The 13,943-nt window shown below is 58.9% G+C and carries 13 protein-coding genes, 1 tRNA gene and 1 pseudogene; 7 read left to right on the forward strand and 8 right to left on the reverse strand.

Going from position 1 to position 13,943, the window contains the following annotated elements:
* Positions 1-511 precede the first annotated feature (511 nt).
* Positions 512-1,864, forward strand: coding sequence for a DNA polymerase III subunit beta (gene dnaN / locus NW841_RS04050; RefSeq protein WP_414385500.1), 1,353 nt, complete (start codon positions 512-514; stop codon positions 1,862-1,864).
* Between the two features lie 67 nt (positions 1,865-1,931).
* On the opposite strand, the gene NW841_RS04055 is transcribed toward dnaN, so the two are convergent.
* From NW841_RS04055 to rpsB, 5 genes and pseudogenes are all read right to left on the reverse strand, one after another.
* On the reverse strand, positions 1,932-3,134 hold the full coding sequence (locus tag NW841_RS04055; protein WP_414371490.1) for an AAA family ATPase: 1,203 nt from the start codon (positions 3,132-3,134) through the stop codon (positions 1,932-1,934).
* A gap of 217 nt (positions 3,135-3,351) precedes the next feature.
* Positions 3,352-4,353 carry a tRNA epoxyqueuosine(34) reductase QueG gene (queG, locus tag NW841_RS04060; protein ID WP_414385502.1) on the reverse strand — a complete coding sequence of 334 codons (1,002 nt, stop codon included), beginning with the start codon at positions 4,351-4,353 and terminating at the stop codon, positions 3,352-3,354.
* 8 nt (positions 4,354-4,361) lie between these two features.
* A complete protein-coding gene (locus tag NW841_RS04065; RefSeq protein WP_414385504.1) occupies positions 4,362-5,777 on the reverse strand; it encodes an amidohydrolase in 1,416 nt (471 codons plus the stop codon).
* A gap of 327 nt (positions 5,778-6,104) precedes the next feature.
* Positions 6,105-6,749 (reverse strand): annotated as a pseudogene (gene tsf, locus NW841_RS04070) (translation elongation factor Ts); the annotation flags it as partial.
* A 175-nt stretch (positions 6,750-6,924) separates the two neighbouring features.
* Positions 6,925-7,728 (reverse strand): 30S ribosomal protein S2, encoded by an 804-nt coding sequence (gene rpsB / locus NW841_RS04075; protein ID WP_414364901.1) that lies wholly within the window; start codon positions 7,726-7,728, stop codon positions 6,925-6,927.
* Positions 7,729-7,938: 210 nt separating this feature from the next.
* On the opposite strand from rpsB, the gene NW841_RS04080 reads away from it, so the two are divergent.
* A tRNA-Pro gene (locus NW841_RS04080) sits at positions 7,939-8,012 on the forward strand.
* A gap of 116 nt (positions 8,013-8,128) precedes the next feature.
* On the opposite strand, the gene NW841_RS04085 is transcribed toward NW841_RS04080, so the two are convergent.
* Positions 8,129-8,884 (reverse strand): 5'-methylthioadenosine/adenosylhomocysteine nucleosidase, encoded by a 756-nt coding sequence (locus NW841_RS04085; protein WP_414364900.1) that lies wholly within the window; start codon positions 8,882-8,884, stop codon positions 8,129-8,131.
* 10 nt (positions 8,885-8,894) lie between these two features.
* Positions 8,895-9,242, reverse strand: coding sequence for a (2Fe-2S)-binding protein (locus tag NW841_RS04090; RefSeq protein WP_414371497.1), 348 nt, complete (start codon positions 9,240-9,242; stop codon positions 8,895-8,897).
* A gap of 128 nt (positions 9,243-9,370) precedes the next feature.
* Between NW841_RS04090 and NW841_RS04095 the strand changes: the two genes are divergently transcribed.
* The 5 genes from NW841_RS04095 to nuoK all read left to right on the forward strand — a co-directional run bounded on the left by NW841_RS04095 (position 9,371) and on the right by nuoK (position 13,376).
* On the forward strand, positions 9,371-9,835 hold the full coding sequence (locus NW841_RS04095) for a YbjN domain-containing protein (RefSeq protein WP_414364896.1): 465 nt from the start codon (positions 9,371-9,373) through the stop codon (positions 9,833-9,835).
* 17 nt (positions 9,836-9,852) lie between these two features.
* On the forward strand, positions 9,853-10,632 hold the full coding sequence (locus NW841_RS04100; protein ID WP_414385505.1) for a lipoyl protein ligase domain-containing protein: 780 nt from the start codon (positions 9,853-9,855) through the stop codon (positions 10,630-10,632).
* A gap of 267 nt (positions 10,633-10,899) precedes the next feature.
* Positions 10,900-12,264, forward strand: coding sequence for a TPM domain-containing protein (locus NW841_RS04105; protein WP_414385508.1), 1,365 nt, complete (start codon positions 10,900-10,902; stop codon positions 12,262-12,264).
* 119 nt (positions 12,265-12,383) lie between these two features.
* Positions 12,384-12,992, forward strand: coding sequence for an NADH-quinone oxidoreductase subunit J (locus tag NW841_RS04110; protein WP_414376463.1), 609 nt, complete (start codon positions 12,384-12,386; stop codon positions 12,990-12,992).
* Positions 12,993-13,070: 78 nt separating this feature from the next.
* Positions 13,071-13,376 (forward strand): NADH-quinone oxidoreductase subunit NuoK, encoded by a 306-nt coding sequence (nuoK, locus tag NW841_RS04115; RefSeq protein ID WP_414366802.1) that lies wholly within the window; start codon positions 13,071-13,073, stop codon positions 13,374-13,376.
* Positions 13,377-13,599: 223 nt separating this feature from the next.
* On the opposite strand, the gene NW841_RS04120 is transcribed toward nuoK, so the two are convergent.
* On the reverse strand, positions 13,600-13,943 hold a 344-nt coding region (locus NW841_RS04120; RefSeq protein ID WP_414385511.1), incomplete at its 5' end, for a DUF5684 domain-containing protein.

The following is a 13,943-nucleotide window of genomic DNA, read 5'->3' on the forward strand; positions in this document are numbered from 1 at the left end:
GAAAACCTGTGGAAACCCCCCAAAGGCCGCCCCCAGCCTTCATGGGATCCCCAGGCCACATCTAGAGCAGCGGGATACTAGACTAGGGCATCCTACACCGGTTGTGTGTTAAGTTTTATGAATTTGTCAGGGAATAACAACATTTTTATCCTCTCGGCCTGTGGAAAACTTGTGGAAAACTCCAAAAATCTGTGGAAAACTTGTGGAAAAACCCCCCGAGTTATCCACAGAGTATTTATACCTTGTGGAAAATTGGCCAAGTTATCCACAGTTTTTCCACAGGTGGGGAATACGATCAAAAGCTTGTGGCGCAAGGCTTTTCCGATCAATTTCCACAGTTTCCACAGCCCCTACTACTACTAGATCAAAAAATTAAATTGGGTAGGGATCGTGGTTTTTAACTTTATCCTGCGCGCGCGAAGAAAATTTTTTTGCAAAACTCGTCTGGGCAGGGAGGGATCCGTGGGAAGCAGGCGGTGTAGGATAGGCATATTCAGCTCGCAAGTCCCCAATGGTGCAAGCTCAACGTCCTGTGGATTGGGAAGTCGAAGCCAGCTCGCCCGCGTCTGCCCCGCGCGACGGCAGCTCTGGGTATCCCTTTCCCGTCAACGGGACAGAGTCTTTCAGCGAGGCTGTCGATCTACCTGCCGGCGGTCTTTGCTTCACCTGTGAGCAAGCTGCGCTCAGCCATCACCTTGCTGCAGTTAGCCGAGCCGTTGCCAGCCGTCCTGCCCTGCCGGTTTTGGCCAACGTGCTGGTAGAGGCAAGCGCAGAGGCACAGCGAGTTGCTCTGACGGCCTTTGACTTGAACTTGTGCATTCGCAGCGAGTTCAAGGCCGAGGTGAAGGGATCCGGTCGCACCACGCTGCCGGCCAAGCTGCTCAGCGACATCGTCAGCCGCCTGCCCAGCGGCCCGATCGGTGTTAGCCAAGCTCCGGAGAGCGCTGCTGTGACCCTTACATCGGCCGCCGGACAGTACCAGCTACGCGGCATGCCTGCGGAAGAGTATCCCACCTTGCCCGAGATAGCGCTCCGCACTGCCGATGCTGAGGAGGAGAGCTTGGCCGCCCAGATCCTTGAGCTGCCCATCGAGAGCTTGCTGCAAGGGATTGGCCAAACCCTCTTTGCCGCTTCCGGTGATGACACCAAGCAAGTGCTTACGGGTGTACATGTCAAGCTCTTAACCGGGGATCCGCCGCGGCTGGAGTTTGCAGCCACCGATGGACATCGCCTGGCGATGGTTCAGGTGGAGGCCGAAGGGATACCAGTTGATTTGGCTGCTGGGTGGACAAAACTGGATTTCACCATTCCCGCTCGGACTCTACGAGAGGTGGAGCGCATCCTCGCTGCCCAGACGGCCGCTTCTGCAGTGGAACTGCGGTTTGACCGGTCGCAGGTGCAATTTATTTTGGGCGCCGGCGGCACTCAGTGCCAGCAGCGGATTACCAGCCGCCTTTTGGAGGGCCAGTACCCCGACTACAACCGCCTGATCCCGCGGCAATTTGAGCGGCATGTAACCCTGGAGCGTCGGCCTTTGATCGAGTCCTTGGAGCGGGTGGGGGTGTTTGCTGCCCAGCGGAACGACATCATCAAGTTCAACCTTTCTGAGGCAACCCAAACCCTACGCATCAGCACCGAGGCGCCCGATGTGGGCAGCGGCGAGGAATCTCTGCCGGTACAGATGTCCGGCCCTGACCTGGAGCTGGCTTTTAATGTGCGCTACCTGCTGGAGGCCCTTAAGGTGTTTCATACGCAGCAGGTGAGCCTGGAGCTGAACGGCGCCACTCAGCCGGCCATCTGGAAGCCAATTGGAGCGACGCGCCTCTGCTATTTGGTCATGCCGGTTCAACTGCGGGCTACCTAGCCCACCCAAGCCCGACCCAAATCGAAGATTGGCCCCAGCGGCTAAACCGGGTAGATGCCGACACAGCTCAAACAAAGCGGTGGGTAAACTCTTGGATCAAGTCCACCCGCCCTTTGCGCAAAACGGCCGGATCCAGGCGCTCGGTCGTGTTGCAGGTCATCAACACCACCAGCCTCTGCCTGCAGTCGAGATAATCGGGATCGAGCACGCTTTGGTGAAGGGTGCCATCCAGCAGGCTGAGGATGCGTTCGGTTTTGGTGCTCTGCTGGGCCACCTCGCTGGCTCGGTCTTGGGCGAGGTTATCGGCTTCGTTGATGATCAAGCAGACCCGCTCCAGGTAGGGGGGCGCGATGAACTCCTGTACGGCTTCGTGATCCAAGATAAACACCACATAGCCCAGGGGCACCAGCAGCTCGTGGGCCACCGCTTGCGTCCAGGCCGTTTTACCTGTACCTGGGATCCCGTGCACCAAGACCGCCAATCGCTCCTGCTGTAGAATCTGCTGTTGTACTTGATCGGTAAAGGCCTGAATTTCAGCGGGAAAAGAACTGATTGGATAGGGGCTGTAGACTTGCCCGATCCGGCTTTGGTAGCCGCTCACCATCACCGCCAGATTGTAAGTAACCTTGCGAATTAAGGGCCTGAGATCCACGCCCAGCAGGGTGTAGCGGCGACGGTTGTGATGGGTGGTCTGAACTTGCAGCCAAATCTGGTGCTCTGGCCAGAAGGCATAGGTGGTGCCCGGGCTGCTGATTTCCTCCCAACTGCTGAAACGCTCGACCGGATAGTAGAAGTAGCGCTCCATATAGAATTGCACGATCTGCGCCGGTCGCCCCAGATGCGCCAAAACTCTGAGAACGGTCATTTCCTGCAGGCGCCTTAAAACGTAATCGATGGGAATTTGATCGCGGCTCACCTGCTGCCGAATCGGCGTCTCCGTGGAGAGCTGATCTTGAAATACTGTATAGTCGGGGCCGGGCAGAGGTGGGGTGATGCTATTCCAAAACTCTTCGATCTCGTAACGGGTGTTCTCTGAAAATAAGTTGAGAAAGTTGGCCAGCGGGCTGTACTCTCTACGTCCTACCGCATTGGCAACATCGCTGCACACATCCAAAAATTTCTCGGCCAACGCCCAGGGATCCTGCATCGCCAGTTGCCAGAAATACTCGGCATCGAAATGGCGGTACAGGGGCTTCCACCCAGATTGCAGTAGGTTGTAGCTGTTGGCCTGCCGGTAGCCGGGGTAGTAGTCTTCGTAATCGTTATCCATGCAGGGTTAGGGTCTAAGAAGAGGGGAAACCAATAGGAGGTGCTAGGGCGTGGACGCCTGACGCTCTTCAGCCCAGCACTGGGATCCCAAAAAAGAGGATAAGACCTGTATGCTAGCTTGCGTCCCCAGCCCGGAGACAACAGCCCCACCGTTTTCCGGTGCCGGCCCAGGCCCAAGGGTAGGGATCCCCAGATCCTGTTGGAAAAGGATATCCAAATTAGGTAGAGAGGGCTTCCAAATCGTTGCTGCAGGCTGCAGAGGTGGGATGGGCTCGGAGAGCAGCTTGGGCGTTGCGGCGCAGCCGGTGGGCCTTGAGGCGGCGCAGGGCAGAGGCGGGGAAGCGGTGGTCAAACTCCTCGTCGCCGAGCCGCGCTAGTTCTTGGAGATCGGGGGCAATGTTCCAAGGGTAAGGCTGAAAATCCGGGATCCGGCTGGGGCGGGCAAAGCGCTGGTTCCAAGGGCAGACCTCTTGGCAGATGTCGCAGCCGGCCACCCAATTGTGCAGGTTCTGGGCAATTTCGGCAGGGATCCGCTCAGCATGGCTCTCTAAGGTGTGGTAGGCAATGCAGCGGCGGGAATCCACCACCCCTGGGCTGACGATGGCCTGGGTGGGGCAGGCTTCCAGGCAGCGGCTGCAGGTGCCGCAGTGGGCAGTATGGGGACGGTCGGGGAGCAGGGGGAGAGTTGTCAAGATCACCCCCAGGAAAACCCAGGAGCCGTACTCGCGGGTGAGCAAGAGGCCGTTTTTGCCAATCCAGCCCAAGCCCGCCCGCATGGCCCAGGGCTTTTCCGCCACCGGGCCGGTATCCACATAGAATCGGCCTCGATAATCCGGGAACTGGGCTTGCATCCAGAGGTGGAGCTGCTTCAGCCGCCGCCCCAGCACGCGGTGGTAGTCCCGCCCCCAGGCATAGCGGGAGATTTTGCCCTTGCCCGGATCCCGACTGTGGCAGATGGGGGTGTAGTAGTTGAGGGCCACACAGACCAGAGATTGCACCCCCGGCAGCACCCGCTCTGGATCCATTCGCCGCGGATCGGCCATCCAGGCCATGTCGGCGGCCATGCCCGCGGCCAGCCAGGCCCGCAAGCCGGCCAAGTCAGGGGGATCCGCCGCACTGGCGATGCCGACCTTGTCAAAGCCCAGCGCCAGCGCCTGCTGCTTCACCTGTTCGGTAGCTCTGGCCCAGTCGGCTGCTCCTCCCACGGTCGGCCCCGGCAACTCTAGGGCTATTCTGGCAGACCCATCACCTGGCGGTAGCGGGCCTCCAGTTGTGCTGCCTGCTGCGAGCGACGGAAGGGATCCCAGTGGCTGTGCTCGAACAGCTCCTGCCGCAACTGGGCCACGTCCACCGTCGTTACCTCGCCGTTGGCCACCACCCGTTTCCCTCTAACCCAGACGCTGTGCACCACCTGGGTGGGCCGGCCCAGCACCAGCAGCCCGATGGGATCGGTACGGGGCAACAGCGACAGTTGGGTGAGATCGTAAAGCACCAGATCCGCCTGCTTGCCCACCTCCAGGGATCCCAGCTTCTCTCCCAGCCCTAGGCCAATGGCCCCACCGCGGGAGGCCATCTCGACGCTCTCGCGGGGCGAGATCCAGTGGCGGTAGTCGGGATCCGTGATGTTGTGCAGGATGGTGCCGATTTTAATGGCCTCCAAGAGATCCTGGGAGTCATTGCTGGCTGACCCATCGCAGCCAAAGGCCACATTCACCCCCGCCCGCCGGTACTTGAGGATGGGGGCGATGCCACTGCCCAGGCGTAGGTTGCTCAAGGGGTTGTGAACAACCGTAGAGCCGGTGCGGGCCAAGATCTCGATATCGGCATCGGTAAGCCAGACGCAGTGGGCCAGCGAGGTTCTCCGGTCTAGGTAGCCCAAGCGCTCCAGGTGCTCGACTGCGCTGCAGCCGTATTTTTCCTGGGCCAACCTCTGCTGGGCGCGGGTTTCCAGCAGGTGGGCATGGCGGGGGAGGTCATACTTCTGGCTCAACTCTGCGCAGCCCTCAAACAGCTTGTCAGAACAGAGTTGGATGCCGGTGGGGGCCACCATCAGGGTGATGCCCTCTCCCGGGCGGTGGTACTTCTCAACCGCCTCTTCCACCAGGGCCAGCACCTCTGAGGTGCTCAGGGGATAGGCTGCCGCCTCGCCAGCGAAGGATGAACCGCCGGGCAGGCAGGTGGAGAGGGCCTGATCCTGAAGCAGGGGACCGATGAAGGCGCGGATCCCGACTTCTCGATAGGCCCGCACCGCCGCCTCGAGGGTGGCCAACTCTTGGCCGGGGATGAGGATGAGATGATCCACCACCGTCGTGCCGCCGCTGAGCAGGGTCTCCACCGCCGTTGCCAGCGCGCTGAGGTAGATCTTTTCCGGATCCGGCGGCGCGTACTCGTGCAGTTGCGCCAGCCACAGCTCCAGCGGGTAGGGCGGGATGATCCCTCTTTGCCACAGCTCGGAAGAATGGGTGTGGGCATTGACAAAGCCCGGCAGCAAGAGTTGGTTGCCGGCCTCCAGTTCTAGGCTGTCTGTGCCCGTTGCGGTTAACCCTTTATCGATAGCAGCAATCCGTTCCCCCTCGATGCGCACATCTGTGGTTTCGTAGCCTGTGCCGGTGGGGATCAACGCATTGCGTAGGATACAGCTCATGCCCAAGATCCAAAATGACCGCCTGTCACCCTAGCGTGTTGTAGTTGGTCGTGCCAAGGCAAAAAATAGGGAAACTCCATCCAGAAAGCCTCAACCTGCTCAGCCGGCTTGCCATGGTGGGAGAAGCAGAGTGGCACTGCTGCCGCCCACTGGGGTGAATTCAGGGATCCCTCGGCAATAGAGCTATTTTTTCTTCTTGCTGGAGCCTTTTTTGGCTGGCTTGCTCTCGGCAGCCGGTTCAGGAACAACCACCTCAGTAGTAGTCTCGGCAGCAGCTTGGTCAGCGACAGGTTCTGCCCCTTGCGCTGGCTCTGCCGGCTTGAGACCGGCCTGAGCAGCCACTTCAGCGGCAAAATCCGCTTCCTGTTTCTCGATCCCTTCTCCCAAAACGAAGCGGGCAAACCGCCGCACCCGGATGTTTTCCCCTAGCTTGGCAATGTGCTGCTTCACCAATTCCTCTACGGTAATCGAGGAATCTTTAATAAAGGGCTGATCCATCAAAGACAGCTCTTTCAGGCGCTTCTCGATGCGGCCTTGCACAATCTTTTCCCGCACGTTTTCAGGCTTGCTGGCCAGATCCTCTTTGCCCATCTCGATGGCCCTTTCCCGCTCCACCACTTCGGGAGGGATCTGGTCGATGCTGACGTACTCCACACTTTGGCAGGCGGCAATCTGCTTGGCAATATCTTGCACCAGCTTCTTAAAGTCTTCGTTGCGGGCCACAAAATCCGTCTCGCAGTTCACCTCCACCAACACACCGATCCGGTTGCCGAAGTGGATGTAGCTATCGACAACCCCCTCAGCCGCGACGCGACCGGCCTTTTTGGCTGCCCCTGCCAACCCTTTCTGCCGCAGCCAGGTGATGGCTTTCTCCATATCGCCACCGGACTCTTCCAGGGCTTTTTTGCAGTCCATCATGCCTGCGCCCGTCTTTTCGCGCAGCTCTTTAACCAATTTGGCATCAATACTCATGAGGGTTCCTCAAATCTCACATCGTACAAAGAGGCAGAAAGGATGTGGCTGGATGTAGAGGATAGCCAGGAGCAGAACAAAGGATGAATCTAGATTTTAAGGATACAGTCTTCCGGAGAAAGGATGAACAGGGAGTAACTCGAACCGCACGGGATCCCTGCTCTCGTCCCAAGGGTCACTCGCCCTCGTCGGGGTCCCCCTCCTCTTCATCCTCCATATCTTCCAGAATGTCATCCTCCAGATCCATGTCCATAGCCCCCTCGTAGTCGTACTCATCCTCTTCGACTGTGTCGAGCTGCCCGTGTCGCCCTTCATAGATGGCATCGGCCAGCTTGCCTACAATCAGCTTAATCGCTCGGATGGCGTCGTCGTTAGAGGGGATGAAGACATCGCTCAGGTCAGGATCGCAGTTGGTATCCAGCAGTGAGATGATTGGAATCTTGAGCTTGATACATTCCTGAACGGCGTTGGCCTCCCGCCGCTGATCGACGATGATCACCGCGTCGGGGAGCTTGCGCATGGTTTTGATGCCGCCCAAGTACTTCTCCAACTTGGCCAATTCCCGTTTTAGGCGGGCCGCTTCTTGCTTGGGCAGGCGATCCAGCAGGCCGCTGCTCTGCATCTCCTCGATTTCCTTGAGGCGGTCGATGCGGGTTTTGATGGTGGCCCAGTTGGTGAGCATGCCCCCCAGCCAGCGCTGGTTGACGTAGTAGCTGCCACAGCGGGTGGCCTCATGGGCAATGATCCCGGCGGCTTGCCGTTTGGTGCCGACAAACAGGAAACGCCACCCCTTTTCGGCCCCCTCCCGCACGTATTCATAGGCTTCGTTGAGGTAACGGGCCGTCTGCACCAGGTCGATGATGTGAATGCCGTTGCGCTCGGCGAAAATGTAGGGCCGCATCTTGGGGTTCCAGCGGCTGGCCTTGTGGCCGAAGTGTACTCCTGCCTCCAGCAGTTGAGGCAAACTGACTATGCTCATGAGTTGGTTGTCTCCTACGGGTTGGCCTCCGCCCGAACGGATCCCCGTTGGGGACACCCGGTGGCTCGGGCGTGTGGTATTTTAACAGCCTAACTAAGCTAACATGTCTTCTACAGGATCCGGCCACCAAGACCTCCCCCTTGCCGAGATCCAGTTCTAAAAGCTAGATTAGTAAAGCACCTCCAGAGATTCTCTCTGGCTTAGGTGCGTCGGGGCGTAGCGCAGCTTGGTAGCGCACCACTTTGGGGTAGTGGGGGTCGAAGGTTCAAATCCTTTCGCTCCGACTCTGGCTACATAACTGTACCGAGACCGAAAAAGGTCGCTCGTGCGGGGAAAGGGCTGGGGCTCTGCCTCGTTCTAAGGTTCTCTGCTGCTGGGGGAGCTGGACGAGGCAGCAGGCTTAGGAGGAGAGGTGGGGTAAGCTTTGCAAGACAGTGTGGACAACGGCTGCTGAATTTAGCGCCGCCACCTGAAAAAAACTGAGGAAGTCGGTTTCATCCCCCGCGTCGCTGACCGAGCGCACCAGCAGACAAGGGATCCCGGCCTCTTGAGCCACCCGCACCACGGCTGCCCCTTCCATCTCCACCACCAGTGCCCCGGTGCGCTCGCGAATTTGGCGGCGCAGCTCGGCGTCGGCTACGAACACATCGCCGGTGGCCACCAGGCCTTGGTGGATGACCGGCTGCCGTCCGTGTAGGGAGTGAAGAGGGATCCGCTCCGATTGGGCCACGACTAAGTCGTAGAAGGCGCTATCGGCTTCTGCCAGAGGGTAGCGCAGTTCAGGGATGAAGTCGATCCCTAAGACAAAGCCCTCAGGGCGTCCAGTGCCGAAATCGTGCTCGATGGCAGCATGGGCCAGCACCACATCCCCCATCTGGAGGTGATCGGCTAAGGAGCCGGCCACGCCAGTAAAGATGATGCCCCGCAAAGGAAAATGGGTCACCAGCAGAGCTGCCGTGGTTGCTGCCCGTACCTTACCTACCCCCCCTTGAACCACCACCACCGGTTGGCCAGCCAGGGATCCCTGATGGAACTGCCGCCCCAGGTGGTGATGAATGGAGCGAGTTTCCATCGCTTCGGCAAGCATGGCCACTTCTTCCGGCAGAGCTCCCAAAATGCCAACAGCCTTCGGGGGGGAGTGGGATGGAGATGCCATAGCGCTTTCCTCAGGTTTGAGAGGCCGTAGGGATCCGCTGCCCCCACATGCCTGGCCATTTGGTGACCTTCAGATCTCCCAGCACCTGTACTTGACAGGCCAAGCGCAGCCCGTTGCCGCTCTGCGCCGCCGAGGTGGATGGGGGTTGATGGGGTGGCAAAGATAGACGGGCCCGTTCTCGCCAGCCCATGGGGGAGACAGCCCCTTCGATCTGTACGGCACAGGTGCCCAGACCGCGGCAGTTGAGGACATGAGCCGGTGGGTTGTAGAGGAGGATCCCGGCCTGCAGCAGCACCTGGCGCAGGTTGGTGCCCACCTCACAGACGAGGGTGCGTCCTTGCACTTGAATCTGGGGCATCAGCCGCTTTCCCAACGTCGAACAGCTCCATTCTGGCCCAAGCCGGATCCCGAGAGAGAGGCGACCGACTAGGTCGGGGTGCTAGGCAGTATAGTTAAGGTGGTTGGACAGGGAGTAGGGGAAAGATCATGGCCTACAGCGAGCCGCTCGTTGACCGTTCTCCAGAGGTTTTTTCGGTGTTGGAGGAACCTGTTCGCTATGTTGAGATCGTCTCGGCGGTGGTTTCCAGCCTCAAGGAGGATGCCGCCTATGAGAACCACGAGCAGGGGCACACCTGGAAATTCACCTACGGCAGCGTCGAAGTGTTCGTCCACCTGAGCGGCGAATCCCCCGAAGATACCCTGTTGGTCTGGTCTCCCGTTCTCTCTCTGCCGGTGGCGGAGCCGGCTAAGCTCATGCAGAAGCTGCTGGAGAAAAATTGGAGCGACACTCTGGAAGCGCGCTTTTGCATCTGGAACAACCAAGTGGTTCTCAACCACCACCGCACTCTGGAAGGGATCAGCGCCGGCGAGATCTCGCGCGCCATCACCCTTGTGGCCAGCTTGGCCGATGAGTACGATGAGCAGCTCCAGGCTGAGTTTCCCAAAGCTTGAGCCGCGGCGCGATCAGGATGGGATCCCCAGGCTACTGGCTGCCCTATTGCGTAGCCGCCGGCACCTGGCAAATGGAGCAAGATACCTGGCTTTTGCAGCGGCTGCGCCACGCCCCTAGACCCTATTTGCGCTTTTACGGCTGGGATCGGCTTACCCTCTCGCTGGGACGGCACCAGGCCTGGCCGGATCCAGCGCCAGGGATTCCGGTGGTGCGCCGTCCCACTGGCGGAAGAGCGGTCTTACACCAGGCGGCTGAAGATGGAGCAGAGCTCACCTACAGCCTGGTGCTGCCCCTGTCTTACCTCCAAGCTCGGCTGCCCCGTTTGCAGCGGGCCTGCGTGTACGACTTCTGCTGCCGCTTTTGGGTAAAGGGGCTGGCAGAACTGGGCGTTGAGGTGGATCCAATCCTCGCTCACAACCGAACCCATGGCCAGAACCGCCCAACCCTAGATTCGGGCTACCGCAACAAAACCAGTTGCTTTGCTGCCCGTACCCGCGCCGATCTCAGCTGGGGAGGCAAAAAGCTCATGGGCAATGCCCAACTGTGGCAACCTTGGGGGATCCTGCAACAGGGATCCCTGCTGTTGCGGCCCAATTTCGAGCTGTGGGAACGATACCTGCCCGGCTCGCAGGTGATTGGCCTGTACGACCTTTGCCCCACAGCGCCGGGGATCCCTGCTTTGATGGAACATTTTCTCCAAATGGCCCAGGAGTGCTTTGAGGTGGAATGGCAAGAAGAAACCTGGCCGGATCCGCTTCACTGGGAGGATCCGGCAGGGATAGCTGACCCTGAGTGATAGAGAACGGCAAGATCCACTTCCCCCCTCTCCCTCTGGGAGAGGGGCTAGGGGTGAGGGGGTGTTCGTCTCATTGGTATTCGGGATAACTTTGGAAGTGGTTGCGTTCTTGACACTCCCACCGCCTAAAGGGGGGGATTCTTACGCAGTCCACAAACGAGCCCGTAAAGGCACTGTCAAGACGCCTCTAGACAGTTCCGTGTTGCAGATGCATCTCCATCCAAAGGGGCTGTGCTAAAACCAAGGCAGCGCTCAGCCAGGTGAGCCATGCCAAAAGTTTGGGCGGCAGTCTTGCTCAGTGTATCGCTGTGGATCCCGCAGCCCGCTTGGGCCATTGCCCTCGAACAAGTGCCCAACCCCCGCCGCCAGTATGGAGGATGGGTTTCCGACACCGCCGACATCCTCAGCAGCAGCACTGAAAACGAGCTCAACCGTCTCCTTACCCAGCTTGAGCAGCGTACCACTGCCGAGATGGCGGTGGTGACGGTACCCAATACTCAGGGATATGCCACGCCGAAAGCGTTCACCACGCAGCTATTTAACTACTGGGGCATTGGCAAGGCCGGTCGCAACAACGGCGTGTTGTTTCTCATCTCGGTGGGGGATCGGCGGGTGGAAATTGAAACTGGCAGGGGTTTGGCCACCATCCTTCCCGACAGCCGCGTTCAGCAGATTATCGACCAGCACATTCTACCCAAATTTCGCAACAGGGATTTCGATGGCGGCACCTTGTCAGGAGTACGGCAGTTAACTGCAGTGCTGCAGGGGCAGCCAGTTGCCGAGGTTCAAGCTTCCTCTGCGCTTTCCCCTGCAGCCGTTCCTCGAGCAGATGGAAGGGAAGCCTTGGCCGTTGCTCAAGGCTTGCTGGAAGGGAGCCTACTGCTGCTGGGGATCCTGCTCCTAGGGCTGGGGTGGCGGCGCTCCCGCCTGCCGGTCTATCTCAAGGCCGAGCGGGGAGGAGCGAAAGTCCTGTCGCTAACACGCCGCGAGCAGGGGACAATGGCTGTCCTCTCCTCGCTCCAGAGCGCCCCCATTCGCCGGCTTCTCTATCCCGGTTCCCTCTGCCTTGGTCTCTTCCTGATGTCGGTCAGCGGTAACTGGCTGGTACTGGTGCTGCCCTTCCTGGCAGTTGTGACCACCGACGGCATCTTGGGCTCGAAGCGTGGGATCCCGTTTCAGCCGGTGGTGTGTCAAAGCTGCGGTCGGCCCCTGCGCCCCATCCAGCCGCAAGTTCTGGATAAGCAACTTCCCCCAGCGCATCGCCTGGCTAAAAGCCAGCGCAGAGCCCGCTACTACGGCTGGTTTTGCCCCGCCTGTCAGGGGATGGCCGTGGTCGTGCGCGAAGGCACCTCCTGTCGCCACCTTTATTGCCCCCGGTGTCAAGCCCTTACCCTTGACCTCACTACCCAGATTCTCCAGGAAGCAACCTATTCCTCCAGCGGTTTGAAGTTGGAGATCCTAACCTGCCCGATTTGCCAGTACCGTAGCGAGAGAACAGTGGTGATCCCGCCACTTAGGGACAGTGACTCCGAGAGGGATTCTGGAAGTACCTCTGATAGCTCTGATAGAGACTCTGATAGAGATTTCGGGGGCGGCAGCAGTGACGGCGGCGGAGCAGGCGGCAGTTGGTGAGACCCAACTCTAGAGATTTCTCTATCGATTGAACAAGGGGGTTGGGCTTCTCTTAAATCCGCCGGGACAGTACAGTGGTAAGGGAGCAGCGATAGCGATTTGTTAAGGACGAAGATCCCATGACCCTTGCAGAAGGCGTGCAACTGGTTACCTTTGGGGTGCTCTCGGCGATGGCCATTGGCTTTGCCCTAGGAGTGGTTTGGGCCCCTAACATCGTCTATTCCGGCTTTCTCTTGGGGGGCGTTTTCCTGAGCATGGCTGGGCTGTACCTCCTCTTGAATGCCGATTTTGTGGCTGCCGCTCAAGTGTTGATCTACGTCGGCGCTGTCAACGTACTGATCCTGTTTGCCATCATGCTGGTGAACCGGCGCTACACCTTTGCTCCTCTGAAACTGGGCTGGCTGCGCAATGGAGTGACGGCGGTGGTGTCTTTGGGTCTGTTTGCCCTGCTCACCGTGATGGCGTTCAACACCCCTTGGCCTCTGCAGGCGATCCAGCCTCTAAGCAGTGCTCTGGTGATTGGCGGGCATTTCTTTAGCGATTATCTGTTGCCGTTTGAACTGGCTTCTGTTTTGCTGCTGATGGCGTTGATCGGGGCCATTGTCGTGGCGCGTCGAGAGTCTGTTGCTCCCGAAGCCGGAGAAGGCGATCTGAGTTTGCTGGAGCGAGCCCGACCCCAGCTTGAAGCCGAGTCAGAACGGCGAGCAGAGTTGGTAAGCACCCGTTAAACCCGATTGCTTCGGACGTACAGCCCAGAGTTTTCCTGGTACCCCTCTCATCTGTATCCACTGGAGCCTCTTGCGATGTTGCAACTGCAGTTTTTTTTGGTGGTGGCGGCAGTTCTTTTTTGCATCGGCATCTACGGCTTGATCGTCAGTCGCAACGCCATTCGAGTGTTGATGTCGATTGAGCTGATGCTCAACGCGGTGAACCTCAACTTTATGGCCTTCTCCAACTTTGTTGACTCCAGCTTGATTCGCGGCCAGGTGTTTTCCGTGTTCGTCATCACCGTGGCGGCTGCCGAGGCGGCAGTGGGCTTGGCCATTGTGTTGGGGATCTACCGCAACCGGGCCACCATCGACATGGAGAGCTTCAACCTGCTCAAGTGGTAGCTCTTTTCCCAGAAAAACAAGGAGAGCGCTGCCAGAGGATCCCCTTCTTGGCAGAGAGCTGTGGCAGCTTCATCTTTCTAGTGGCAACAACTCTACTCGGGAGCCGGCTGAAGTAAGCACCCAGTTAACGCTCGCTATCGGGAAAGTAAAGCGCCAGAGCTAGCTGCTGGCAGGCTGGTCACGAGCCGCCTGGGGCAATCGACAGCAAGGACGCTCGGTGAGTCTACGTGAAGGCCAGAACGCTCGTATAAGCCAAGGCCCCCACTAGAGGCAAGAAGATTAACAGCCCCAGCCATCGAGATTTGTTGAGCCGGGGCGGGATGGCAAAGATTACCCAGATGAAGAAAATTAGGTTGACTAAGGGAATAAAAAGGAGGAGAACCCACCAGCCTGGCTTGCCAGCAGCCCTGCACATTACCCAAGCGTTCCCAATCGGGATCCAGGCCAACCAGGCATTGGGTACACTCAGCTTTTGTCCAATCACCATCAAGGTGTAGCTAAAAAAGGCATAAAAGACAATCCCAACCAAGACTGGAAAGAGCTGATCCAGCCTCGCCCCCCTACCCT

Source organism: Synechococcus sp. H60.3 (assembly GCF_047462295.1).
Classification (GTDB): domain Bacteria; phylum Cyanobacteriota; class Cyanobacteriia; order Thermostichales; family Thermostichaceae; genus Thermostichus.